Raw genomic sequence first — 26,349 nt, forward strand, 5'->3', positions numbered from 1 at the left:
GCATGTGTTAATATATGTATAACACTATCACCAAATAAACACCCAATCAATGACAGAAATATATAAAAACCGCAATTCAGCCTTTAATTTACACGTACACTTGGTATTTATTACAAAGTACAGGAAGAAAATTTTAGGTGAGTTACACCATAAATATTTTATTGAGTGTGTATCTGAGATATGTAAAGAATTTGATGCAGAATTAAAAGAGTGTAATGGTGAAGCAGATCATGTTCACATGCTTATTCAGTACCCACCGACAGTTCAACTCAGTAAATTAGTTAATAATTTAAAATCTGTAACAAGCAGAAGAATGAGGAATGAATTTTTAGATTTACGTGGTAGCTATGCCAAGCCTGTTTTATGGTCACGATCTTACTTTGCAGGGTCGTGTGGTGGTGCGCCTTTGGATATTATTAAAAAGTACATTCAAAACCAACAAGGTTAAAATCTGTGAAATTCACCTCCACCCTGACTGTCGGGTAGAGTCCTCTTTCACTTTAAGATAGAGATATATTCAGTCACTTTTTGTCTTATTTTCTGAGCTGAAGATTGGTTAAACTAAAATGATATAAAGAAAGAAAAATTAAGTGACAATGATTTATAAATTTTACCAGCAACACATTTTTCCGCATTTGCTCAATCAGGTGATGCAAACACCCAGCCTGATGGATCAGCGTCGCGAACTGCTACTCCCCATTACAGGCGAAGTGCTGGAAATTGGCTTTGGTACTGGGGTTAATCTGCCTTTTTATCAAAATGTCGATACCCTCTACGCCCTTGAACCGAATGCGGATATTTATCAGCTGGCGATTAAACGCGTACATGAAAGTGCCATTCACGTGCAGCATGTTCAGGCCAGTGCAGAAAAGCTGCCTTTTGCCGATCATAGTATCGATAATATTGTCAGTACCTGGACACTGTGCAGTATTGAACATCTGGATCAGGCTTTGGCAGAATTACATAGCGTACTCAAGCCTGGCGGAACCTTGCATCTGGTCGAACATGTACTATCTTCTGACCGCCCGACACTGCAACATCTGCAAAACCTGCTGACACCCGTTCAAAAATGCCTTGCCGATGGCTGTCATCTGAACCGCAATATTGAACAGGCCTTGCTGGATGCAGATTTCAGCTTTAAAGAAAAATATTATCTGGATGCAGCCGGTATTCCTAAAATTGCACAGCGCATGCTGTTTGCGCGTGCGCAAAAACAGTAAGTCCTGAATTTAACGGCGTTTTATAAGCATCGCCGTTTTAATCATCAAAATCGATACGGACTGTTTCAAAACGTACCCGCCCTTCGCGTATGGCCTGGGCAATCGCCTGTTGACCTTTAGTCAGGCGTGCACCGCCGCTTTTAATATCAATCAGTACCACTTCGATATCATCGGGACTTCCTTCGCCATCACGCAGGTCGGTATAACCATCAAACACTACATAATCGACCGGATCGCCCAGAAATTTGGCATCACTGGGTAAATACTGAAACTGGGGCATAATCGGTGCCAGCTGCTCTGCCATCTTGCCTTTTAATACTGCACGGCTGGTATTGACACTGCGTTTTTGCGCATGCGCCAAAGCCTGCTGATGCTCCAGCTCCAGTTCCGCAATGTACTGTTCATACTCTGCTTTAATGCGTCCATTTCGGGTATTGCTTAAAATCATGGTGGTGAGCACCACACCTATACACGCCCCAATCAGCATTGCCATCCAAATGGACATTATTATTCCTTAATTTCAAAAATTACCGCTACTTATACCTTAAGACTTTTGTCCCGAGTCATATTCACTGCATCAAACAATGATATGCTAGGACTGAGCAGAATAAAATCATCAGGGTTATGAAAACTATCTTAATTGCCAATCAAAAAGGTGGATGCGGTAAAACCGTTACTGCAATTAATCTGGCTGCCGCTTTGGCACAAAAGGGGTATAAAGTCGCACTTGCCGATGCCGATAATCAAAAATCAGCCTTGCAATGGTTAAAACAACGACCGCCAGAGGCGGCTCCTATTCAAAGTCTGGACTGGCGTCAGGAAAAATCAATTGGCGATGTACCTAAAAATATCGAATATCTGATTATTGATGCACCAGGAGCCTTATCTGGCGAGCATGCCGAACAATTAATCAGTGAAGCACATGCCATTATTACCCCATTGCAGCCGTCTTTCTTTGATATTGATAGTACGCGCCGTTTCCTGAAACATTTACAGGATATTAAACGCATCCGCAAAGGGAAGGTACAGATTTTACTGTTGGCTAACCGCATGAAAGCAAACACTGCCAGTTCCAAAGATATTCAGGATTTTTTCCAGAAAATTGAACAACAGCCGGTGGCCTGGATTTCCGAGCGTGCTGCCTATGCCCAGCTTGCCATGCAGGGACTGAGTATTTTTGATAAAACACAAAAAAACTATCGGGCTATGCAAGATCAATGGCAACCGCTGTTAAATGCGATTGTTGATGATCCCAGCGCCTGGTTTTAATCGCATTAAATAGACACAGCGCAAACTTTTGCCTAGAAATGTGCAATAAATATTCATCACAACTTACCCAGCTCTCGTTCTCGGGAGCTTTTTTTTCGGTTAAGATGAACTCCGAACTTAGGAAGTAGTCAGTGAATTCAGTGCAACGTTACGCGCCCACATTACAAAAGGTTTTATTATTTGGACTATTTTTTGTCCTGATGTATTTGAGTTTTCATGTGCTCAAGTATTTTATTGTACCTGTGGTTTGGGCGGCAATTATTGCCTATGTCACCTGGCCGCTGTATCAGTCGGTATTACGCATGTGTGGACAGCGCCCTACGCTAAGTGCCACAGTGATGATTCTTTCTGTGGTTCTGGTTCTGGGTTTACCGATTATTTTTGCCATTTTCATGTTACAGCATGAAGGGCGAAATCTGTATTACGAATTACAGAAACAGGTATTTTCCGGTCACCTGAATGTTCCTGACTTTATCCGGCAGTTACCTTTTATTGGCAAAGAAATTTCACGGACGTTAAGAGAGATTAATCAGGACCCGAACAGCATTATCCAGTCCGTCTCGATCTGGATTCAGGGTCATTTAAATTACGGGAAAGCGGTACTGAACGAAGTCAGCAAAAATCTGATCAAGCTCTGCTTTGCCGTGATGTCGTTATTTTTCTTTTACCGTGATGGTCACACCATTTTACATCAGGTCAGCAAAGCCCTGGAAATGGTGATTGGTCCGCGTATCCATCATTATATTGCCACCATTTCCGATACTACCCGTGCCGTGGTCTATGGCGTTGGATTGACTGCCATTGCCCAGTCGATACTGGCGGGCATCAGCTATTTTGTGGCCGATGTACCTAACCCGATGGTGCTGACCATTATTACCTTCCTGCTGGCACTGATTCCTTTTGGACCTCCGGTTGCCTATACCTCTGTTTCACTGTGGTTATTTTCTCAGGGACATACCATTGAAGCGATTGGAGTGATGGTATGGGGCGTGTGTATTGTCAGTACCGCAGATAACGTGATCCGTCCTCTGGTGATTTCCGGTGCCACTCAAATTCCGTTCTTGCTGATCATGTTTGGTGTGCTGGGTGGACTGGCCAGCTTTGGTATGGTGGGATTATTTGTCGGTCCGGTCATTCTGGCGGTATTACTGGCAATCTGGCGGGAATGGCTGCATGAAACCAATGAAACCGAAGGTTTAATGATGCCTAAAGCCACCCTTGCCCATGATATTGATGATGAAACGCATAACACTGATTAAGCTGGCAGATAAAAGTTAAGAAACTTATACATTGCACTACTTAAATCACCTGGTCTTGCATCCACGACTTTGTTTCAATGGTGCCAATTATAAGAAAAATCGGGATGCTTCGAGTCATGAAAACATTATTTAAACCAGGTGCAATGGCAACACTTGGTGCCATATTTTTAGCGGGTTGTGCCGGCACCATGCCCATAAACGAACATAAAGCGCAACGTGTCACGGTCAATGCCGTCACTGCGCAAGGTGTGGGCAATAAAATCGGGACTGTAGAATTACGCGATAGCCCGGCTGGTCTGGTCATCAATACCGATTTAAGTGATCTGCCACCCGGCCCTCACGGGTTCCATATTCATGAAAAAGGCTTCTGTGGCCCGGCAGAAAAAGATGGCAAAATGGGCGCTGCCCTTGCCGCAGGCGGTCATTTCAATCCAAACCAGGCGCCACATCACGGTACGCCACTCACTGGCCATCTAGGCGATTTACCCCTCATTACAGTGGATGCTTCAGGAAAATCCCAGGAAAAACTGGTGGCCCCACGTTTAAAACTGGCTGATATTCAAGGCCTGGCGATTATGATCCATGCCGGTGGCGATAACTATGCCGATGAGCCCAAACCCTTAGGTGGTGGTGGAGAACGGATCGCCTGTGGTGTGATTCAATAATGTATCCCTAAAACCATAAAATCCAAAAGCAGGCAGAGTGTCTGCTTTTTTATGATGACCTGACAATCAGAAATCATACTGAGCCATATTGGGGTTGATAAATTTACAGCACTACGGAAAAAGTAGGCTATATCTATAACAATTGAACTTTAGAAAAACCCTGAATTGCCTGAAAGACCGATTTCAATACGCGATTATAAGTATTTGATAATTTTTTAAAATACATTCTATTTTCATTCACCACTACGACAATATTCGGTACACTCAGGGTTCATTCTCATAGATTTAAACATGACCATGAATATTCAAACTTTACGTGTTGTCGGTCTTTTAGAAGGACTTTCCTTTCTGTTGCTTCTTTTCATCGCTATGCCGATGAAATATATGTTCGATAATCCAATCTTGGTGAAATATGTCGGCATGGGACACGGCGTACTGTTTATCCTGTTTTTAATTGTTTTGTTTATCGTGTGCGAAAAACAGAAATGGTCGATTCAGATGTTTATTCTGGGTTTAATCGCATCTATTTTACCGTTTGGCACTTTTGTTTTCGATCGTAAGTTGAAGGCTGTTGAGCAGCCGATTGCTGAATCCAAGTTATAATTTCTGATTAAAAGGCTATTTTCTTTTTCAGGAAATAATAAGGATACACCCTCATTTCCTACTGGAAGAAAATACTGATTTGAAATCAGTATATTCCCCTCCTTTCAGGAGATGAGCAGCGCTGCTACGCAAGGGAGAGGTCTGAATATCAAAATACCCCCTGCTCCACCCGTTCTTTTAAAATTTGTTTGAGTATAGTGCGCGGAAAACTAAACCACAGCGCAATCAAAATAAAACAGGCCACGCTATAGGCCAAATAATGGTAGTGTTCATACATCATCCGAACCAGTTCAATAATGATAAAGAAGCTGAACATCAACAGCATCGAAACCGCAGCTGCAACAGTCCCTTTGGAAACTTCCGATGACATCAGCGCAAAACGATACAGCACGGAAAAACTGATGCCTTCACCAAAGCTAATCAAGGTCATGCCCGCAATTAAGCACCAGATCAGATAATCCTGCCAGATCACTCCAGCCAGTAAAACCACAGTTCCGAGCAGCATAATCGGCAAGCCCATCAGTACCGATTTACCCAAAGCCAGTTTGTCGATAATTTTAATCAGCACCACATTCCCGACAATCAATCCACCCAATACAGGAAACTGTGCCAAGCCGTATTGCATGCTGCTAAAACCCAGTTCTTCCACCAGCATGATCGGTGATAGTGCAATCCACAGCATCAACGGCATACTGACCATTGGCAAGGCCAAAGTCATGATTAAAAATCGTTTGTTTTTATAGACCTGTTTAAAGTCATCCAGAATGTAACTGAATGGTTGTTTTGGAATGCTCAGCTTTGTATCCGGCATTTTGGCTTTCAGTCCAAACCAGCTTAAAAAGGCTAAAAATGCGATACCAATAAAACCCCAATGCCATGACACGTGATCAATCAGGAATGCACCAATCACGGGACCGAGTAAGGGTGCAAGCAGGGAAATATTCGCCATCAGCGCCATAACTTTAATGGCATCGCGTTCTGCAAAAGTTTCCTGAATAGCGGCATAACCGACTGCGGAAATAACGGTTAAGCCTATACCCTGTAAAAAGCGTAGTGCTAAAAAGCTTTCAATATTTTTCGTCAGTAAAATTAGCAAGCAGCACAGTACAAAGAACAGTACCCCTGCGAGCAGCACTTTTTTTCGTCCCAAACGGTCGGACAATGGTCCGAGCAACCATGCCACACATGCCCCACCGAGCAGATAAAACGACATGGAAGATGGTGCCCATGAACTGCTTACGCCAAAGTCTTTGGTAATGGCGAGCATGGCAGGCTGAACCAGGTCATTGCCGATATAGACGGAAAACTCAAACAGCACCAATGCCAATGGAAACATTAGCGTGGCACGGTTTAAGGTGGTAGTTTGAACGTTTTGCATTGTTTTTCTACATATATTTTAGGCTTGTAGAGCTACGCACTATTTTTAGGGAGAGAAGCGTCAGCCCAATGGCAAGCATTGAGTGTTTAAATTAAAGTTTGGGAAATGCACTGGTTATAAGTGATTTAAAACACCGTATTCACAAGGTGTCTAAGAAGATAAAAGTGTTTCATGAAATATATCTGGCTCAAACAAAAACACCTACTTGCTTGAGTAGGTGTAGTTTAGCAGATAGAAAGTTGGGTACAAAATTAGGCTTCGGCTAATTTGGGTAGCTCCACAGGTTCTATATTATTTAATTTAGCTATATCAGGATTTGGTTCAAATTTAAGCCAACCTTTTTTCATCCATAACTCTACTTTATCTTTCTTCAAAATATGGATTAGGTTCGCCAAAAGATCAAAATTAGCTTGAGTATCAAAGTAATAAACAATTACTCTAACCTGCTCATCAACTTCAGTATTAAATGAAAAAATTTCGTTAATATAAGTTTCATCAGAAGTATCTAACGAATGCCCCCAAATATAAATATTCATTTGATGAATTTCTTTATCTTCCAAAGTAATAGCTTTTCCATTTTTTACAGATTGCCAAAAAGACTTTAGATTTATCGCATGCCAATTTTCACTTAAAAATTGATAATCTGTATCTTTTAAAAGTTTTTGGTGATATTTAGTAAATCCATAAGCTTTTAATTTTTTTAAGGATTCATTGTGTAAATCTGAAACACCTAAAACAATATTTTGCTTTTCACCAAAACGTCCATGTAAATAATCTGTTTCAGTCAGTTGATCATAAAACTTTTGATAAGTATTCGTATAATTAAAAGAAAAAATCTGATCAGGACTAATCCATTCATTACTTTCAATAGAAAATTTATGTGCTGGAATTAATTGATTAATGACTAATTCAATATATAAATTAAATATTTCAATAAACTCTTCTAAGTGTTGATGAATGCTAGTTACAAAATAAGATGGGTTAAATCCATTTTCAATCTTTTCTCCATGACAAAAAATTTTATTCAAAGAAATTGGCTGCTGTATTGCAGCTTGATTAACAACCGTAAAATTAAAAAAATTTAGAACAACTAAATCCTTTTTTCTTACATTTAAATTGTCTTGATTCACATTATTTAAATAACGCTTAACTTTTGATTCATCATGAAATGAACTAATTTCAACAATACAGCGGGCTAAAACAATTAAAACTTCTTCAATTTTTTGTTCAAAATCAATCCATGTTTTTATTTCTTCGACATGATTTTTGAAATATTGATACCAACAATTATTTTTCAGCTTATATTGGAGTTCTACTATTCTTTCTATAGAAAGAATAATGGACGTTGTGTCATATATTTCTTTAGTTTTACTAACAAATTTTTTATCTCGGCATATAGCAAATAAATCATCAAAATTCATCTGATACGTTTTTTCATCTACTGCTCTTTTTATTTCTAAAACTTTCAATATTAATTCAGGCAAAGTATTCACAGGATTACTAAAAACATTCTGAATTGGCTTACCTAAATTCTTTTTTTCTATTGCACCCATTACATCCATAAAATGATCATACTTTGTCGGCAAATAGTGCGACAAATCAAAACCGTTTCCGACAATCAAAATATTCATTGTTCTTGTATCCCCAAACGCAAAAAAGCGCATCAATCGATACGCTTTTTATGCGGCATAATGGCCGAAATAGCAATCCTGAATTAAAAATTCATCAAGGACATTTTGCCGTCTGAAATGCTTTGCTATTTTTACTGCGTTGGCATTGATACTCGGTCTGTGTTCCCGTTTTTTTCCAATTGCCATTTATATTTTTAAAGCTATAAGTCGTACGGATTGAACGGACTGAATCATCCATTAATCCAGTTTCAGTCACTTTCACCTGTGCTGCTGTAGGTGACTCGGCGCGGTTAAAATATTGTCGTACATCGACTGTAGTCAGATTTTTATGTAGTTCCGGACGCTCTTTTAATACCTGAGCCATTGGGGTATCAGACGAACCAATATTCACTTTAGAGGCCAATTTCTTGGTCGTTGCACAACCCGTCGTGATTAAGCCCAAACAAATGATACAGGTAGAGAGTAAACGTAACATTGGGAAATATCCCCCATAAAAAAAAGACATAGCATCTATGATGCCATGCCTTTTTTTCATACTCGATAACAGTTATGTAGTCATCGGCGCTCAGAACTTACAGGTTAAATATTAAAGATCGAATAATTTACCCGGGTTCATAATACCGTTTGGATCGAATACCTGTTTCAAGGCTTTCATGTAGCCAATTTCTTCTTCAGAACGGGTGTAATTGAGGTAAGGTTTTTTGGTCATACCAACACCATGTTCCGCAGAAATCGAACCGTCATATTTTTTCACGGTTTCGAATACGTATTTGTTCACTACTTGACATTTGGCAAAGAATTCATCTTTAGACAGGTTCTCTGGTTTCAAGATGTTCAAGTGCAAGTTACCATCACCAATATGGCCGAACCAGCAAATTTCAAAGTCAGGATAATTATCCGCAACAATGGCATCAATTTCTTTAATAAATGCAGGAACATGCGTAATTAATACGGAAATGTCATTTTTGTATGGTGTAAACGGTGCAATCGATTCAGAAATATCTTCACGTAAACGCCATAAGCTGTGTACCTGTTCCAGGCTTTGGCTCATTACTCCATCGAGCACCCAACCCTGTTCCATGCAATGCTCAAAAATTTCCATCGCCTTGTCCATAATTGGCTCAAATGGCGCTTCAAATTCAAGCAGTACATAGAATGGACATTCCGTTTCAAACGGACGTTGTACATGACCATGATCCAGCACTTTTTGCATCGCAAGTTCACCAAAGAACTCAAATGCAGTTAAATCAATTTTCGCCTGGAATGCGTGAAGTACAGGCATCACTGCTTCAAAGTCAGGTACACCCAGTACCATCACTTGCAGGTCTTGCGGTTGACGTTCCAGCTTGATTTCAGCTTCAGTCACCAGACCTAAAGTGCCTTCACCACCAATGAACAAATGTTGTAAGGCATAACCGGTCGCGTTCTTGATCATACCTTTGTTCAGACGCAGGATATCACCCTTACCGGTCACAACGGTCAGACCCAGCACCCAGTTACGGGTCATGCCGTATTTAATCACTTTAATACCGCCGGCATTGGTGCCGATGTTACCGCCAATTTGTGATGAACCTGAAGACGCGAAATCTACCGGATAATACATGCCCTGTTCTTCAGCATAGTTTTGTAACTGTTCAGTCACCACACCCGCTTGTACACGCACCATACGGTCTGCCGGGAAGAATTCCAGAATCTGGTTCATCTTGTCCATGCTGACCACAATTTCACCATTGGCTGCTACTGCACCGGCAGATAAACCGGTACGGCCGCCAGATGGTGTGATGGCAATATTGTGTTCATTGGCAAATTTAACAATCGCCTGCACCTGTTCCGTACTTGATGGAAAAACAATGACTGATGGGTTTGGATCGAAATGCTTGGTGTAGTCTTTGCCCCAGGCATCGAGACTAGCAGCATCAGTTTTAATGCGGTTTTCACCCACAATGGCTGTCAATTGGGTTAATAACTCAGGTGTTAAAGCGACTGGAGCATTCATCGTTTGCAGACCTAGCAAGAAATATACAAGTGGTGGATGGTCTATAGAGCATTCTTTGCAAAGAGATTTACAAAAAAATAATGTCTTAGACTGGGTGTGAGCATAAAATCAACACTATAACTGTGATCGATTTCACTACTCGACATTATAAGACATTTTTTACTAAAACCCGGTGAAAATAAGCATTTTGACAATCTAGGCTTAAAAATTACAGTTTTAGTTAGACCAAAATCTGTAGTTCCTGACATATGTATGGCAAAAATACCTATAGTCTCGGTCATAAAGGAAATGTATATAGACCCTTCTCGTATGTTATCATATCGCGACTAAATTTGGCCTTTGTAGCGGAGCCGTAATGAGCCAACATCTTTCACTGCCTAAAGATAAAATTCGTTTCTTGTTGTTAGAAGGCGTTCATCAAAACGCAATCGACACTTTAAATGCTGCTGGATACACCAACATCGACTATCGTAAAACTGCGCTTGAGGGTGAAGCGTTGAAAGAAGCGATCAAAGATGCCCACTTCATTGGTATTCGTTCACGTACTCAACTGACTGAAGAAGTATTTGAAGCAGCCAACAAGCTGATTGCTGTTGGCTGTTTTTGTATCGGTACCAATCAGGTAAATCTTGATGCTGCGATGGTTCGTGGTATTCCAGTATTTAACGCACCATATTCAAATACCCGTTCAGTAGCTGAACTGGTACTTGCTGAAGCCATTTTATTGCTTCGTGGCGTACCTGCTAAATCTGCTTCTACTCACCGTGGTGGCTGGAACAAATCTGCAGTCGGTTCGTTTGAAACTCGTGGTAAAACTTTAGGTATCGTCGGTTACGGTTCAATCGGTTCTCAACTTTCAGTGCTTGCTGAAAGCATGGGTATGAATGTCATTTATTATGATGTGGTAACTAAACTTCCTATGGGTAATGCACGCCAAGTCGGTAGCATGGGCGAATTGCTTGCAAATGCAGACGTGGTATCTCTACACGTTCCGGACGTTCCGTCTACACGTAACTTCTTTGGCAAAGACCAATTTGCACAAATGAAAGAAGGTTCGATCTTCATCAATGCTGCACGTGGTACATGTGTGATCATTGAAGACCTTGCTGATGCGATCAAATCTGGTCACATTGCCGGTGCTGCAGTGGACGTATTCCCTAAAGAACCTAAAGCCAACGGTGAAGAATTCGTTTCTCCACTTCGTGGCCTGGACAACGTGATCTTGACCCCTCACGTGGGTGGTTCAACCATGGAAGCGCAAGCGAACATCGGTCTTGAAGTTGCAGAGAAATTTGTTGCTTACTCAGATAAAGGTATGACGCTTTCTGCTGTGAACTTCCCAGAAATCGCATTGCCATTGACTGAAGGTAAACACCGTTTACTGCACATTCACAAAAACATTCCTGGCGTGCTTTCTAAAATCAACAACCTGTTTGCTGAACACGGCATCAACATCTCTGGTCAGTCATTGATGACTAAAGGTGATGTCGGTTACCTGGTGATGGACGTAGATGCAACTGCATCTAAAGAAGCACTCGATACACTTCACGAAGTTGAAGGCACAATCCGCGTTCGCGTATTGTTCTAATTTAAAATTTTCTAAAAAACCACAGCATTCATGCTGTGGTTTTTTTATTTTTCAAAATTTTTAAAATCTGGCGTTTTATCTATCTCATGCTGTTTGAACAAGCCAATTTAGTTTATACCCAGTTTTAAAATCACTCCTGCTGTACAAGCATCGCTGCTCTTGCTGATTACCCTGATCCACTTGCAAAGAACAAAATTGCAGACAAATTAAAAAATGGATCATTTAAATTCAAATCGATAAAGCAATCCTGCATCCACCAATTATTTTAAATTCAAAGTTATGAATTTAAATTTTCCTCCAGTAAAAACTTAAAAATTCAGCATGAACCGCTATACTGTGCGCACCTGAAACATGGTCTATTCGACGGACCATCCAACTGCGTGTCTCATGCCAAACTCTCAACTTCTTGCCGTAGTGTTCATGGTTCTGTCCATGATCTCTTATCAAATCAGTGCATCATTTGCCAAACAATTGTTCTTGGTGCTTGACCCATTGACCGTGACGATTTTAAGGCTGTGTTTTGCTGCGATCATTATTGGGGTCATGTTCCGTTCCTGGAAAATTTTGTCGCGGCTGTCTTTTTTAAAATGGCGCGATTTGCTGTGTTATAGCGCAGCACTTGGATTCATGAATATCCTGTTCTATATGTCTTTGGGGAAACTGCCTCAAGGCATTGCGGTGGGTCTGGAATTCATCGGCCCTTTAGGACTGGCTTTACTGTCGATTAAGCAGCGCAGTGACTATATCTGGGTGGGAATGGCCATTTTAGGCATTGCCTTGATGGTGCCATGGGGACAGACACAGAGTGCGAATTTTTCGATTTTCGCTGCAGCTTGTGCTCTCGGTGCCGGGCTATGCTGGGCATTTTATATTTATTTTGGTCAAAAGGTGGTGCATCAGAATATTGGCATGCACGCTTTAACCATTGCTATCAGTTTGTCTGCATTGACGCTATTACCGATTGGACTCTACCACAATGCAGCTGCATTGGTTGAGACCCAGTACTGGGGCAAAGCGTTGGCAATCGCAGTACTGGCCACTGCCATTCCCTATGCCCTCGACCTGCAAGCGTTGAAGCATTTAAGCAAACTGAGTTATGGCACCTTATCCAGCCTTTCTCCTGCTTTGGCAGCACTCACGGGGCTGCTTTTGCTTGGAGAAAAAATAGGATGGTTACAGTGGATTGCCCTGCTGTGTGTCATGCTGGCATCGGTTGGCGTGACATTCCGAGCCAGCCAGAAAGTCGAGTCTTGAAATAATTAATTCCAAAAAAAGATGGCACTAACGCCACTGCTGTCCCATAGTTGAATTCTAGGTGTTAGATTTGTGAGTGTGGCAAGGATGCCACACATTCCCCATCACGACAGGAAGTCGTGTATGGGGAATAAAGACTTTTGCCTACTTTTGGTCTGTCAAAAGTAGGGTTAAGCCTACACAAAGTGACTTAAACTTTTAGAGAAAAGACAAGGCTGTGAAAAAAATAAATACCAAATGCTTAAATGCCAAATATCATCCTATTGATTTGGTGCGGAAATAAAATTCAAATTATGGGACAGCAATGACACTAACGCCATCTTTTTTATCCTGCAATTTTGAATTTAAATTTTAGTTTTTTACCAGCATATCTTTTTTCATTTCTTTATAACGCCGATATTCATTCTTGTACTGCACTGCTAAAGCTGTTTTCTGTTCCTCTTCCAGAATTTTTCCGGCCTGTTGAAAAAAGCCGTGTTCTTCCTCTTTCAAATGATGATGGACCTTTTCAGAAAGCTTTTTGGCTAACGCAATCCAGCCGGGATTGCTGAAATCTATTTCACTCAGCTCTTCAATCATCTCATCCATTTCATGATGTTCGGCCAAAGCATGACGGGTAATATTCAGTCCAGAATCTGTCATCATGAGTGGAATATAAAAATAACGGTCTTCAGCCGTTTCATGTGCAAATAATTCATTCTTTAGTTGTTGGAATAATTCATAGCGTTCTGGTGAATCTCCAGAAGTTTGCAGTAATCTTTCTGAAAGATCACGCTGGATTTCATGACTTTCCCTTAATGCTTCAAAAATGGTCATCATGTAATTTTTCTCCTGTTTTTATCATGCCTTTAATCCAGCATAGAGTGGAATGGGCAAATATTCAGGAACTTTTATAAGGAGAATTTGTATGAAAAATTTTAATGTCGAGAATGATTTATGGAAAAAAGGTCTGATATCCCAAACGAACAATCAGGATACTGACCAAAATTAAAAACAGAATCCGAATAAAGCCGCTGCCATATTTCAATGCCGCCCGCACGCCGACTATTGAACCGACTACATTGGCAGCAGCCATCATCAGCCCCAAACCAAACAGGACATGACCAGTCGGGGCAAAAAAGCTCAGTGCCGCCAGGTTAGTGGTTAAATTGGCAACCTTGGACAAAGCAGAAGCATGCAGAAAGTCCGCTTGCAGGTAACGTATAAAAAAGAAGATAAAGAAGCTACCGGTACCCGGACCAAAAATACCGTCATAAAAACCAATCGCGAGGCTACCAACAGCGGCCAGCAGCAGGATTTTCGGTGTCAGTTCCTGCCGTACATGCACTTGCCCAAACTGCTTTTTCATAAAGGTATAAATGGCAATCACAATCAGCATCACCAGTACAAAAGGACGCAGCACCTCTTTGGGAATCATGCTGACACAGGCAGCCCCGGCAAAAGAGCTGACAAATGCACAGCTGGCAATTACCGCCAGCAGCTTCCAGCGCAATTTGACTTGACGCACAAATGAATAGGCTGCCGATGCGGTACCGCAGATGGATGACAGTTTGTTGGTCCCAAATACCGTCGCAGGACTGAGCTGTGGCATCGCATTCATAATGGCCGGAATTTGAATCAATCCGCCACCTCCTACTGCTGCATCAATCGCACCGGCAAAAAATGCAAAAAACAGAAGGCTTAAGATAATTTCAATTTCCATACATTTATTTCAACAATTATTCGAGATTTAACACACGTTTTGGAACCAGACGTTTACGCTCGGTAATTTCAGCCAGACCTAAACATTTTTCACCATCAAACACCAGCACCTGAGCTTCAGCTGCATATTCAATATTACTTTCCATGCCACGGCTAAAATATTCTGCACGTCCTTCAGGCGCCTGAACTTTAGGAAAATGATCGACCGGTGCATAAGCCGGCAACAACAAAGCCTCACGCTCTTGCTCAGTCAAACTTTCCAGATACTCGATCGTGTATTCAGGAATCAGGTCGAAATGACCGGTTTTAATCCGGTGCAGATAAGTCAGATGACCATATGTACCCAAGGCTTGGGCAATATCTTCGCCCAGTACACGAATGTAGGTACCTTTAGAACAGGTCACATCCAGGCTAATACTATTTTCAGTAAAAGAAAGTAATTCGATGGCATAAATATGAATCGGACGTGCTTCCCGTTCAATTTCTATCCCTTTACGCGCCAGCTCATACAGCGGACGGCCTTCCTTTTTTAAAGCGGAATACATCGGCGGCACTTGCTGAATATCGCCGACAAATTTTTCCAGAACCTGGGTAATTTTCTCTTCAGACAATACAGGCACAGCCTGTTCCAGTAACACTTCACCTTCGACATCACCAGTGGTGGTACTGTGCCCCAAATGAATGGTGGTCTGGTAACGCTTGGTCGAATCAAGTAAATAGTGGGAAAATTTGGTTGCCTCACCCAAACAGATGGGCAGTAAACCTGAGGCCAGTGGATCTAGCGCTCCGGTATGTCCGGCCTTTTGTGCCCGATAGAGCCAGCGTACTTTTTGCAAGGCCGCATTTGAACTGATACCCAAAGGCTTATTCAGTAAAAATACGCCGCTAATATGACGGCGTTGAATTTTAGGTGACGTTTTTTTCATAGTGAAAATCAAACAAGTTCAAACGGCTGCTATGTTAACAACCGCTTGTCATTTTTTACAACTTTTCTACGTTTTATTCACTTTCTTTATGGCAAATTGAATTCAATTTTAGAACCTTAAAAAACACAATAAAGAAGGTTGCATAGGACATGCATAAACATCATAAATTATGGATTATTTTGCTTGTTATTATAGTGTGCTTGGCTGTGCTGTTATTTTGGCTCGCACCTTCCCAATCCACAGCAGAACAAACGGAAACCGCTCAAAGGGCTGAGGTGCAGAATCATCTCTTAACATCGTCTATGCCAGCCCCTACAGATCAGAGTCGAGCTTTCGTCAGTCCTAGCCAGCAAGACACTGAGGTGAACTGTCAGTTACGCCTGGACAATGCCAATCGTTTAATCGTAAATGAGCAGACCCGCAACTGTTTTGAATATTTCATTACCCAGTATGGCGAAAAAGATCTGAAGCAGATCCAACATGATTTTAAAACTTATATACAGCAAAACTATAAGCAACCCGCTCTAGGGCAAATTATTGATTTGTGGAGTCGCTATATCAATTACCGGGAAAAACTGGGCGATTTGCAGCCCCCCAATATCGACAAGGAAGATCCTCAATATTATCAAAGTATTTTTGCCAATATGAAAAATCTGCGTAAACAGTTGTTCTCTGATTACGAAATTGAAGGCCTATTTGGCACTGAAGATACCTATCATGAATACACCCTCAATCGCATGACCGTTCTGGCAGACAAGAGCTTGACCGAAGCACAAAAAGCACAAAAACTAAAAGATCTTTTTAACCAGTTACCTGAAGACTGGAAAGCAAACCTCGAACAACTCAATAAACTGGAAGACCTGCGCAAACTTACGGCAGACATTAAGGCGCGTGGCGGATCAGCGCAAGATATTCATCAGATGCGCATGAATCTGGTTGGTCCTGAAGCCACTCAACGTTTAGAGGCTTTAGATGAGCAACGCAATGACTGGAAAGTTAAGGTCAATCAGTATCTGGATGAACGGGACAGCATCATGAAAAGCGGCATGAGTGACAAAGCCAAGCAGCAAGCCGTGCAAAAATTACGTACCCAGCATTTTAATAAACCACAACAACAACTTCGAGTCGGGACTTTTGAAACCATCCATGATCAGGGAGGAAAATTACCGTATGGCGATTAATCGCAATGTAGGCCAATAAGAAGATGAGATTAATCAACTTATGGCTATACTGATATGAATAAAAACAAAAATATTTAAGGAAAAAGTTGATGAAAACTTTAAAAAGTAAAAAAACGACCCTGCTTGCTGTCATGATGACCCTGACACTGGGGCTGGCAGCTGAAACACAGGCAGCAAAAGGAATTTTGCAAATTCAAGAAACGGTCAAATCTGACTATGCAAAGACCCGGTATCCGATTGTCATGACCCATGGCTGGTTAGGCTGGTCACGCATTGGCGATGACAGTTTCAATATTGATTACTGGTACCAGATTTTGCCTGATATGGCACGCAATGGTTCAACTGTTTTTGCCGCGCAGCTATCCCCTGCCAATACCACTGAGTTCCGTGGTGAACAACTGATTGCTCAAGTCGAAGAAGTGCTCGCGATTACGGGAAAGGATAAAGTGAACCTGATTGGCCACAGTCATGGCGGCCCAACCGTACAATATGTAGCAGCGGTGGAACCACGATATGTGGCATCAGTCACCGGCGTGGGCGGAACCTATCGCGGCTCCAAGGTCGCCGATGATATTCAAAACAATAGCATCAGCCGAACGGCATTCAATATTCTGGGCCAATACATTATTGGGCCACTGATGACTTGGGCTCAAGCCAATCCGGACATTCCCGTGAACTTTGATGCTTCGATGAAGTCTTTGACGGAAGTGGAATCTGCAAACTTTAATAAACGCTTCCCCACTGCTGCTTTGGCTTCAGACTGTAACCAGAGCGGTGCAAAAGTCGATAAGGATATTTACTACTATTCTTGGGGCGGTACAGCTCAAACCACCAAGCTTCTGGACATTGATAGCATTCTGATGCAACTCGGTCCACTGTCTTATGGCAACAAAGACAATGATGGCATGGTGGCCCGTTGCAGTTCGCATATTGGTCAGGTCATTCGTGACAATTACAATCTGAACCATACCGATCTGGCGAATATGATGTTTGGCCTGAAAGGGCTATTTGCTCCTGATCCGGTTGCCCTGTTCAGACAACACGCCAACCATCTCAAACTGCAAGGTTTATAACAACTAAAAGCATCAGAAATCATATTCTTATGTATTTTCTTTATCGTTCAGGACCTTACTTAACGATTGGGTCAGAGCTGCAACTTTTAAATCATGCGCTGAGTCTGGTATTTAGCACCCCAGATTTAGCATATGCAGGGATACATAAAACAAAAAAAATGAGGATTTTTTATGAAATACGGACTATTACTCGCTGGTTTACTCACCAGCACACTATTGGGTACTGTTCAGGCATCCAATACCTCACAAGTGACAGCTAAAGCGGTCTCAACTTATGCAAAAACCAAATATCCGATTGTTTTTAGTCACGGTATGGCAGGTTTCATTACCGTAGGTACAGACCAGTTTGGTCTTGATTACTGGTATCAGATTTTGCCCGACTTGGCACGAAACGGCGCCAATGTCTGGGCCACCCGTGTATCGCCATTTAACTCGTCTGAAATTCGTGGCGAACAACTGGTACAACAAGTCGAAGAGATTCTGGCATTAACCGGGGCAGAGAAAGTCAATCTGATAGGCCATTCGCATGGCGGTCCAACTATTCGCTATGTGGGCGGCGCAATGCCAGACAAAGTTGCCTCCATGACAGGTGTTGGTGCTCCAAATACAGGCTCGCCTGTGGCAGACTTAATTTTATCTGCTGAAGGTACAGCTATAGAAGGTCCACTGGTAGGTATCATCAATTTTGTTTCCAAAGCAATTACCTGGGCACAAGGGCTTGACCCAAAGAGTTTTCCGCATGATTCACTTGCAGGAGGAACAAGTTTAACCCGTGCAGGCGCTGCACAGTTTAATGCCAAGTTCCCTATCGGTCTGCCCACCACACCATGTGGGGAAGGTAAACTTCTTGACAACGGTATATATAACTATTCCTTTACAGGTACCAGCACTGTGACCAATGTACTTGATCCGGATTCAGCCTTAGAAGTAACCAGCTGGCTGATTGATGGCGGTAAAGAAAATGATGGCCTGGTGTCACGTTGCAGTGCCAAGTTTGGTAAAACCATCCGCGATAACTATAACTGGAACCATTTAGATGAAGTCAATCAAGTATTTGGTCTGAAATCTTTATTTGCACCGGATCCGGTAGATGTTTACCGTCAGCATGCCAACCGTTTAAAACAGCAAGGCTTATAACCACTCAAATTTCAGACATAAAAAATGCGCCAACAGGCGCATTTTTTTACTCGTATAAAACTTACAATTAAGCTTTAGTTTTACGAGCTGGTAATTTTTCACGAATACGTGCAGCTTTACCAGACAATTCACGTAGGTAGTAAAGTTTAGCACGACGAACGTCACCACGACGTTTCACTTCGATACCAGCAACGATTGGTGAGTGAGTTTGGAATACACGCTCAACACCAACACCGCTAGAAATTTTACGTACTGTGAACGCAGAGTTCAAGCCACGGTTTTTCTTAGCGATTACAACGCCTTCGAACGCTTGTAGACGTTCACGGTCGCCTTCTTTTACTTTTACTTGAACAACTACTGTGTCACCTGGTGCAAAAGCTGGGATGTCTTGTTTAAGCTGAGCATTTTCAACAGCTTGTACTAAAGGATGCTTACCACTCATGGGGTATCTCCAATAATGTGGGTCAGAAGAGGTCTGATATCCACTGGGACTAGAGGCTAAAGCGCATAGGCCCGATTGACTTTCCCTTCATGCTTGACCGCTTCAATGCATAAAGAGCCTATTAAATACTTCAAGCGACATGCTTGTCGTATGTTTGCGTAAACTGAGCTTATTTACTCTGTTCTTGCGAATCTTTGAGCCATTTTTTTTGCTGCTTGGTCAACTCTACCTTTTCAACCAGCTCAGGCCGGCGTTCCAAGGTGCGTTGATAGCGCTGCAAAAACCGCCATTTTTCAATATTTGCATGATGCCCGGATTTAAGTACTTCAGGCACATCCAAACCTTCAAAATGGTCTGGCTTAGTATATTGTGGGCAATCTAAAAGACCATCCACAAATGAATCTTGCACGTGAGATTGTTCATCTGACATGGCACCCGGAAGTCTCCGGATAATACTGTCCAATAAAACCATCGCAGGCAGTTCACCGCCCGACAAGACGTAATCTCCAATTGACCATTCCTGATCAACATAATGCTGGATCAAACGTTCATCAACGCCTTCATAACGTCCACACAACACAATCAATCCGTCATATTCGACAAATTGCTGTACTGCAGGTTCGTTTAAGGTTTTTCCTTGTGGCGACATATACACCACGGGAACCTGAACACATCCTGCTTGCATTGCAAGCTCTTTGGCATGGCTGATTGCTTTAGCCAAAGGCTCTGCCATCATCACCATACCGGGACCACCACCAAATGGACGTTCATCCACTCTTTTGTAGTTGCCCTCAGCATAATCGCGAGGATTAATACAAGTGACTTGTACTATTTCACGTTTTGCCGCACGCCCGCTGATACCGTAGGCTGTAATCGCTTCAAACATTTCAGGAAAAAGCGTAATGACTGCAAAAAACATCGCAGACTCCTCTATTTTCCTGCTGCGTTCATCCTTAAAGGATTAATAATCTACGCCCCAATTCACGTAGATACGACCAGCTTCAAGATCAACTCGCTGTACCACATCTTTATGCCACGGAATCATACGCTCTTCAGCATCAATACTGTCTGGTGTTGCGTGAACCACCATGACATCATTGGCACCCGTCTCAAACATTTCATGGATTTTACCGAGATTGACTTCCTGTTCAGCGTCATCCAAACCTAACACTGTTAAGCCTTTCAAATCTGTCCAGTAATACTCATCCATACCTGCTTGTGGAAGCTGCGATTTTGAAATCCAGACATTGGAGCCAACCAGTTCGTCTGCGCCAGTGCGATCACTCACACCTTTTAGCGACACAACCAGGCCTTTGCCATGTGGTTTCCAACGTTTTACATCGACAATTTGCCAACCCGCCTTGGTCTCAATGTACCAGGGCAGATAGTCAAAGATGTTGCTCATGGGTTCTGTATTGGAATAGACCCAGAGCCACCCATTTAATCCATATGCTGAACGTAACTGTCCAATCTGAATACGATCTTCGGGAACATTCTGTGTTGGTGTCATGGGCAACTACCTAATTTATAAAAAATTATGCAGCAACTGCAGCTTTCTTAGCTTGAGCAGCTAAAGAAGCAACACGTTCAGAAGGTTGAGCACCTTGTGCTACCCAGTGAGCAAAACGGTCAGCATCTAAACGAAGTTTTTCTGCTTTACCTTGAGCTGTAGGGTTGAAGAAACCGATACGTTCGATGAAACGACCGTCACGTGCATTACGGCTATCAGTCACAATGATTTGATAGAACGGACGTTTTTTAGCACCACCGCGTGCAAGACGAATAACAACCATGATAGAACCTTATAGTTTTTACGGATTATCCCTGCACCGACCACCGATACATTTCAAACCCCTTTCATAGAGGGCAGTATTTTACGTGAAGTTTGCCCCGAATGAAAGCTCAAAAATTATTTATCCACAATTTTGAATTTGGATTAGTGACCATCCCAAGTAGAAGTTGCTGAAATTACACAAGCTGTTGCACCTTTGGCCCAGAATTTTTGTCCTTGATTATTTAAACAAATAATACCATCTCCTGCTTGTGATGAAGTGGATATGGGGGTTGCAGTTAATGTATAGCTTTGACCATTCGGAACAAGGTTAATTCTATACACAGGATTAGATATTGGATAGTCCTTGCTGGTCGTTCCATTATCTAAGCTTGCGCTCGTATAATTATGATTGATCACGTAATAACTTTGTAAGCGCTGTGCAATATTCATCATTTCACTTTGTACATCAGCACGGTTAGTACGAATTTTATATTGAGTATAAGATGGGTAAGCAATCGCTGCCAAAACAGCAATTATTGCTACGACAATCATTAACTCGATTAGGGTAAATCCTTTATTTTTATTCATTACCATACCTCGCCATACCCGCCACAGCCCCTATAACTTGTAACAACATCTTTCACTTTTGTCATACAGCGCACCCCAGCACTATTCAACAATAAATCATAGTTTCGTGGCTGTTTTGGCTCGCCTGAAGTATCTTTAGCCCGCTGTAACGACATCACCCAACTCAGACCATTAACACTGGCAGAAGCCGCTGTTTCATTACCATCTGAATCTTTGGCAAAAGTCAAAGGTTTATATCCCGTGCCATTATTGGCTAGCGTTAAGGTATATTTCGCTGTTGAAGCAGTTGAACCTATTGGCAACAATAATTGTCCTGTTTCAGCGTCATAATAACTTGCTGTTGTCGGATTTCCCTCAGCATCAGTTCCTGTATAACTATACAAATAACTGGCATCAAAACCTTTATAACTAAAATTTTTTGCTTTAAACCTCTCCAGTTCAGCAGCAATGCGTAATGCTTCCTGCCGTGCAATTGCCAGGTCCTGTCGTTCCATATATTGTTGATATGAAGGAAATGCAATTGCTGCAAAAATTGCAATAATCGCGACCACAATCATCAGCTCAATCAGGGTAAATGCACGTATTTTATTCATGATTCCCCCTATCGACTTTCATACCAACGCAACTGTCTAAGTTTTACAGTTGTGTTAAATTGTTGACATTCTGGCTTATTTTTATTTGCCGTAGTTGTACAATCCTGTGTCGTAGGTCGATTGACTGTTAGACGTTGCAGATCACTGTTACCACTACCTTGCCCCAAACCTGTTCCTAAAATTCCACCGCCGATTTTCACTCGATTAGGTGCAGTTTGTCCGGTTGCATAGAAGTTATCAGTGCATTTTCCAGTAGGTAAACAGAACTGATACACATAGGAGTCACCATTCACACCGCCAGTACATGTACTACCAATGCCTGTGCCATCTCGATCGTACACGTTGACATAAAGTATGCCATCTACTGCAAAAATTTCATTCATTCCTTTATAACGACCGGGTGTTGTTGCATATTGGTATTTCCAGCCACGGTTGTAAGTCGCTTCTGTTTTTTGTGCTACACCACTTGCAAGTATCATTGTATCTAAAGCATCACCTGCATCTGCCGAGGTGGGGGTTCTCAATGTTATATCACTATATAAATCGTTACGCGCGACATCATTATCATAAATCACATACACTGCATCGTTAGCACTATTAGTTTCACTTGCCAATGGTGAACTACGATTGCCTGAACTTAAAGCAACCGCACCAAATATACCATCTACGCCCTCATGCACAGAGAAACTTGGCATCTCGTAGAAGCGTGGACTTAAACCTCCACTGACATGAGCGTTATATAAACGCACAACTCGTTTAACAAAATTGCCTTTTTTAGCGCTCACATCAATACCCGTGGCAGCATTATTTATATCGACCCGAAAGGCCTGGCCACCTAAATCACCAAAATATAAGTTATCAATAAGTCCATCATTATCACGATCAATCGCATTAATCTGACTGACCACACTATATTTCATGTTAATCGCAGATGCGCTGGCATCAGTATATGCTTCAGCACCTTTAGCTGCCGTAGCATTGGCACTGCTCCACCAAAGCAAATTACCGGTATTGGCATCAAACATATAGACACCCGCCCCGCTACCTGTCGTGGTACTTTGATTATAATTTGTGCTTTCATAACCTGAATCATATCCGCCACCCACAAACATGACTAGTTTTTTAACACCACCAAATTTAACATAAGCAATCGTTGGTTTAGACCAACTTTGCCCCATATAGCTTAGTGCATTATTAGTATCTGCTGCTCCAGTAGCAGTCACTGCTGCATCGGGATTAATATGAAATTTTAAACTTGGTTTATCTAGATCTGATAAATCTAATGCGTAGTAGCTACGCCCCCCCATACGCAGACCACCATATACCCATTGCAAACCTTTGAGAGCAAGATCAGTATTAGTACTACCATCACTGGTACGATCAGAACTCTTAACAGTTAATGTCCCATCTGCTTTTGACACATATTGGGTATATGCTGTCCATGGTGCATCTATACCATAAAACAAATTTGATGAGCCTTGTGTACTACTGGTCTCAGACAAGAATGCTGCTTTCTGATTTTGCATCATTTCATGGGGTGCAAAAGCAAATTTCTCTACTCCTGTGGCAGCATCAACTACATGCAGTAAACCCTGAGTACTACCAAAGAGTAAATAGTCATCACGGTTTGTTGTATCTAATACTCCTGTTGAGCTAACAGTAATTTCACCACTCTGTGTCAATAAAATTGGAGTCGAATGCATCACGGCACCAACCTGACGAAGTTCAGGATTCGTAGCAAGACTTTCTAAAGTAATATCTGTTTCAGTTGCACCTACATTGTAACCCAGTAAATTGAGCCAATAATTTTTGTCTGGGTCATTGGCAAATAGAGCTGTTGTACCCGTGCCAAATAAACTTTCCACATTCACTTTTTTTAGTGAATTAAGCTCACTAACCCCAAATGGGGCAGCGGTGCCTGTAATTTGTCGATTGGTATAAATAGTACGGTTTGCAACTGTTTCACTTTTTGCATTAGTACTCAAACCTAAAGGTAATTGCCCTCGCATACCATTAGTCCAAATACCATGAGCATTTGTATTCAGTGAGCCATCAGTGTTAATTAAACGGGTGTTTTTGGCAATATTGTAGAGTTCTCCACTCACGACATGGTATTTATTCAGATTACCTGCCCAAAGCTGACTAGAATCCTGTGGTCTAGGGGTAAATGCAGCATAATAACCATAAGGCTGAACACGTAACGGATTTAATGAGTCTTGTGGTAAAGTTGGTGATCCTGTCACAACCTGTTCTGGAATATCAGTATTAAAAATATCATCTAGAAAAGCACTAATACTATTCACAATACCTTGTTTTGCACCACCTGAACCACTCGAATTTACTGCTGTATATTGACCACCACCTGCCGCTGCCCAACTTGATAATGAAGACCCCGAATAGTTAAATCCAACAGTAGAGGTTTTAATTTTAAGACTTCTATTATTCGCTGTATATCCTGAGGCTTTTAACAGCCCTCTCGCCATCGTTTGTGCACACGTATCAAAACTATTACAAGAAATTGAACTCCACCCCATGGACGAAGCAAATAAGTTATCATTGGTATTAGTAGCACCTCTTACATTAAATTCCGCCTCACCATCTGTTAAAAAATAAATTCCATGCTGACCACATTGCTGTTCTTTTAGGTAGGCAGCAGCATTGTTTATATTCGTAGAATTTGCTAAATAATCACTTACACTTTTAATTGGACTAATATATTTAATAGTACTATTAAAACCTGTAGTTAACCCACTAAGAGCAGCATCAATAGAGGTGTTCGCCGGACTTGAATTGGTTAATGGCTTGGTACTATTGCCCAGCATATAAGCCACAGTTTCAGCATAAAGTGCGTTAGATGGAGTAGCTGTATCTGTTAGAAGCCTTTGCACCTGTAAATTCATAGATTGCCGAGCTAGCATTGTACCAACTGCGCCAACATCTCCTAAATTTGTTATTCTTTGTGCCATTGAACGCTTGGTATCGGTGAACATACAGTTATTATTACGTATTGTGTTATCACTCAATGTCCAGTCAATATATAAATGCGGATTCATTCGATCTTCTCGATCAGCATAAAATTTATAATTTTTACTATTGTCCCGAGACAATTCAAAAATGATATCGCCCATGCCACACCAATTCGTATTATCCCTAATTAAGTTTTCCATCTCGCTTTTAACACTCATGGAATAAACATACATAGGATTACCAATATTGTCATTCTTATATGAATTCTTATATATATCAATTGCTCTTTGTGTAGTAGCATTTGTAAAAATTTTAGTTAAATAATCGTTACTCACACTACTTACTACAGCTTTACTGGTTGCCCCAGGGGCAAAAGTCTGCAAAGAAGTAATCTGTGGATTCGCTGCATACAAATCATTATGTTTTGCAACACGAACCTTTAATTTATTTGAACCATAATCAGTAGAATTTCGTAGCTCTAAATAAGCAGAATTAATTGTCGCACCTCGAGGTACATCTACTTGAAAGCGAATGTAGACTTTTTTATTATCCGCATCAATCGTAACTTCACCATTTGTTTTTACAGGTTGATTGTTACCCTCTTTAAAAATAACATCACCATTAGATGGAAATAAGTCCTTACGAGTAAAAGGATAAACAATTCGGTCATCAAGCATTTGTGCTGGACTAGCAATATAACCTGCATCACGACGAGGTACCCGAATTGTTGTATCTGAGTCTACTTCAGCAGTCGCAGGATGAACTGTAGTCTTATAGAGTTCTATAGAACCATTTTTTATTGGATACCATGGTGGACTTTCAAAAGTAGATAATCCTGCCTTGATATTCCGTGCGGGCTGAATACTCCCCTCACCTAACAATACTGCCTGCATAGAATCTTTTAAATCAAAAGCACTACGACGACCATTTACAGACATTGACCCTGAGTTATCTAGTGCAAACATTACTACTGGATTTGGAGTAAAACCTGTTTTATAAATTTCAATATCACTGGCTTGTACAGATACACTATGACAAATAGCCAAGGTCATCATCATTGATACCGATGCTGAAAGCATATTTCTTTGATTTATTTTTTTCATC

26 protein-coding genes are annotated in these 26,349 nt (G+C 41.5%); 11 read left to right on the forward strand and 15 right to left on the reverse strand.

Going from position 1 to position 26,349, the window contains the following annotated elements:
* The first annotated feature begins 49 nt into the window (after positions 1–49).
* Positions 50–448 carry an IS200/IS605 family transposase gene (gene tnpA / locus JFY49_RS14145; RefSeq protein ID WP_200223251.1) on the forward strand — a complete coding sequence of 133 codons (399 nt, stop codon included), beginning with the start codon at positions 50–52 and terminating at the stop codon, positions 446–448.
* A 148-nt stretch (positions 449–596) separates the two neighbouring features.
* Positions 597–1,220, forward strand: coding sequence for a class I SAM-dependent methyltransferase (locus JFY49_RS14150; RefSeq protein ID WP_200223252.1), 624 nt, complete (start codon positions 597–599; stop codon positions 1,218–1,220).
* Positions 1,221–1,257: 37 nt separating this feature from the next.
* On the opposite strand, the gene JFY49_RS14155 is transcribed toward JFY49_RS14150, so the two are convergent.
* Positions 1,258–1,725 (reverse strand): Holliday junction resolvase-like protein, encoded by a 468-nt coding sequence (locus tag JFY49_RS14155; protein WP_092820151.1) that lies wholly within the window; start codon positions 1,723–1,725, stop codon positions 1,258–1,260.
* 119 nt (positions 1,726–1,844) lie between these two features.
* On the opposite strand from JFY49_RS14155, the gene JFY49_RS14160 reads away from it, so the two are divergent.
* The 4 genes from JFY49_RS14160 (at position 1,845) to JFY49_RS14175 (ending at position 5,016) form a co-directional block, all read left to right on the forward strand.
* Positions 1,845–2,489, forward strand: a complete 645-nt coding sequence (locus tag JFY49_RS14160; protein WP_086195815.1) for a ParA family protein — start codon at positions 1,845–1,847, stop codon at positions 2,487–2,489.
* Positions 2,490–2,620: 131 nt separating this feature from the next.
* Complete coding sequence (locus tag JFY49_RS14165) at positions 2,621–3,748, forward strand: AI-2E family transporter (RefSeq protein ID WP_227609474.1); 1,128 nt, start codon at positions 2,621–2,623, stop codon at positions 3,746–3,748.
* A 116-nt stretch (positions 3,749–3,864) separates the two neighbouring features.
* Positions 3,865–4,413, forward strand: a complete 549-nt coding sequence (sodC, locus tag JFY49_RS14170; protein ID WP_200223253.1) for a superoxide dismutase family protein — start codon at positions 3,865–3,867, stop codon at positions 4,411–4,413.
* 297 nt (positions 4,414–4,710) lie between these two features.
* The gene (locus tag JFY49_RS14175) at positions 4,711–5,016 is read left to right on the forward strand and encodes a DUF3817 domain-containing protein (protein WP_200224882.1); all 306 of its coding nucleotides are present in this window, start codon (positions 4,711–4,713) and stop codon (positions 5,014–5,016) included.
* 148 nt (positions 5,017–5,164) lie between these two features.
* Here the strand turns inward: JFY49_RS14175 and JFY49_RS14180 are convergent, their stop codons facing one another.
* From JFY49_RS14180 to JFY49_RS14195, 4 genes are all read right to left on the reverse strand, one after another.
* Positions 5,165–6,394 (reverse strand): MFS transporter, encoded by a 1,230-nt coding sequence (locus tag JFY49_RS14180; protein WP_200223254.1) that lies wholly within the window; start codon positions 6,392–6,394, stop codon positions 5,165–5,167.
* Between the two features lie 251 nt (positions 6,395–6,645).
* Positions 6,646–8,025 (reverse strand): AbiH family protein, encoded by a 1,380-nt coding sequence (locus tag JFY49_RS14185; RefSeq protein WP_200223255.1) that lies wholly within the window; start codon positions 8,023–8,025, stop codon positions 6,646–6,648.
* A gap of 94 nt (positions 8,026–8,119) precedes the next feature.
* On the reverse strand, positions 8,120–8,500 hold the full coding sequence (locus JFY49_RS14190; protein ID WP_200223257.1) for a hypothetical protein: 381 nt from the start codon (positions 8,498–8,500) through the stop codon (positions 8,120–8,122).
* 111 nt (positions 8,501–8,611) lie between these two features.
* Positions 8,612–10,021 carry an FAD-binding oxidoreductase gene (locus JFY49_RS14195; protein WP_086195822.1) on the reverse strand — a complete coding sequence of 470 codons (1,410 nt, stop codon included), beginning with the start codon at positions 10,019–10,021 and terminating at the stop codon, positions 8,612–8,614.
* Positions 10,022–10,376: 355 nt separating this feature from the next.
* Here JFY49_RS14195 and serA point away from each other — a divergent pair, with 355 nt between their 5' ends.
* The gene (gene serA / locus JFY49_RS14200; RefSeq protein WP_086195823.1) at positions 10,377–11,609 is read left to right on the forward strand and encodes a phosphoglycerate dehydrogenase; all 1,233 of its coding nucleotides are present in this window, start codon (positions 10,377–10,379) and stop codon (positions 11,607–11,609) included.
* Positions 11,610–11,996: 387 nt separating this feature from the next.
* Entirely contained in the window at positions 11,997–12,863 is an 867-nt protein-coding gene (locus JFY49_RS14205) for an EamA family transporter (RefSeq protein WP_166168782.1), read from the forward strand.
* A 351-nt stretch (positions 12,864–13,214) separates the two neighbouring features.
* On the opposite strand, the gene JFY49_RS14210 is transcribed toward JFY49_RS14205, so the two are convergent.
* The 3 genes from JFY49_RS14210 to truB all read right to left on the reverse strand — a co-directional run bounded on the left by JFY49_RS14210 (position 13,215) and on the right by truB (position 15,490).
* Positions 13,215–13,682 (reverse strand): hemerythrin domain-containing protein, encoded by a 468-nt coding sequence (locus JFY49_RS14210; RefSeq protein ID WP_200223259.1) that lies wholly within the window; start codon positions 13,680–13,682, stop codon positions 13,215–13,217.
* Between the two features lie 115 nt (positions 13,683–13,797).
* Positions 13,798–14,565: a sulfite exporter TauE/SafE family protein gene (locus JFY49_RS14215; protein ID WP_180174748.1), complete on the reverse strand. Its 768-nt coding sequence runs from the start codon at positions 14,563–14,565 to the stop codon at positions 13,798–13,800.
* A gap of 16 nt (positions 14,566–14,581) precedes the next feature.
* On the reverse strand, positions 14,582–15,490 hold the full coding sequence (gene truB / locus JFY49_RS14220; RefSeq protein WP_200223260.1) for a tRNA pseudouridine(55) synthase TruB: 909 nt from the start codon (positions 15,488–15,490) through the stop codon (positions 14,582–14,584).
* A gap of 149 nt (positions 15,491–15,639) precedes the next feature.
* Here truB and JFY49_RS14225 point away from each other — a divergent pair, with 149 nt between their 5' ends.
* The 3 genes from JFY49_RS14225 to JFY49_RS14235 all read left to right on the forward strand — a co-directional run bounded on the left by JFY49_RS14225 (position 15,640) and on the right by JFY49_RS14235 (position 18,881).
* Positions 15,640–16,671, forward strand: coding sequence for a lipase secretion chaperone (locus JFY49_RS14225; protein WP_200223261.1), 1,032 nt, complete (start codon positions 15,640–15,642; stop codon positions 16,669–16,671).
* Between the two features lie 89 nt (positions 16,672–16,760).
* Positions 16,761–17,744, forward strand: a complete 984-nt coding sequence (locus JFY49_RS14230) for an esterase/lipase family protein (RefSeq protein ID WP_200223262.1) — start codon at positions 16,761–16,763, stop codon at positions 17,742–17,744.
* Positions 17,745–17,915: 171 nt separating this feature from the next.
* On the forward strand, positions 17,916–18,881 hold the full coding sequence (locus JFY49_RS14235) for an esterase/lipase family protein (protein WP_200223263.1): 966 nt from the start codon (positions 17,916–17,918) through the stop codon (positions 18,879–18,881).
* A gap of 67 nt (positions 18,882–18,948) precedes the next feature.
* Here JFY49_RS14235 and rplS read toward each other — a convergent pair whose 3' ends face one another.
* The 7 genes from rplS to JFY49_RS14270 all read right to left on the reverse strand — a co-directional run bounded on the left by rplS (position 18,949) and on the right by JFY49_RS14270 (position 26,348).
* Positions 18,949–19,323, reverse strand: a complete 375-nt coding sequence (gene rplS, locus JFY49_RS14240) for a 50S ribosomal protein L19 (RefSeq protein WP_086197174.1) — start codon at positions 19,321–19,323, stop codon at positions 18,949–18,951.
* A 169-nt stretch (positions 19,324–19,492) separates the two neighbouring features.
* Positions 19,493–20,242: a tRNA (guanosine(37)-N1)-methyltransferase TrmD gene (trmD, locus tag JFY49_RS14245; RefSeq protein WP_200223264.1), complete on the reverse strand. Its 750-nt coding sequence runs from the start codon at positions 20,240–20,242 to the stop codon at positions 19,493–19,495.
* 42 nt (positions 20,243–20,284) lie between these two features.
* On the reverse strand, positions 20,285–20,833 hold the full coding sequence (gene rimM, locus JFY49_RS14250) for a ribosome maturation factor RimM (RefSeq protein WP_166168629.1): 549 nt from the start codon (positions 20,831–20,833) through the stop codon (positions 20,285–20,287).
* A 25-nt stretch (positions 20,834–20,858) separates the two neighbouring features.
* Positions 20,859–21,116, reverse strand: a complete 258-nt coding sequence (rpsP, locus tag JFY49_RS14255) for a 30S ribosomal protein S16 (protein WP_086197177.1) — start codon at positions 21,114–21,116, stop codon at positions 20,859–20,861.
* A gap of 143 nt (positions 21,117–21,259) precedes the next feature.
* Positions 21,260–21,685 carry a type IV pilin protein gene (locus tag JFY49_RS14260; protein WP_166168628.1) on the reverse strand — a complete coding sequence of 142 codons (426 nt, stop codon included), beginning with the start codon at positions 21,683–21,685 and terminating at the stop codon, positions 21,260–21,262.
* Positions 21,685–22,278, reverse strand: a complete 594-nt coding sequence (locus tag JFY49_RS14265; protein ID WP_200223265.1) for a type IV pilin protein — start codon at positions 22,276–22,278, stop codon at positions 21,685–21,687. The genes JFY49_RS14260 and JFY49_RS14265 overlap by 1 nt, the downstream gene beginning before the upstream one ends.
* Positions 22,279–22,286: 8 nt before the next feature.
* Positions 22,287–26,348, reverse strand: coding sequence for a pilus assembly protein (locus JFY49_RS14270; RefSeq protein ID WP_200223266.1), 4,062 nt, complete (start codon positions 26,346–26,348; stop codon positions 22,287–22,289).
* Position 26,349: the final 1 nt, after the last annotated feature.

It is taken from the genome of Acinetobacter sp. CS-2 (assembly GCF_016599715.1).
Classification (GTDB): domain Bacteria; phylum Pseudomonadota; class Gammaproteobacteria; order Pseudomonadales; family Moraxellaceae; genus Acinetobacter.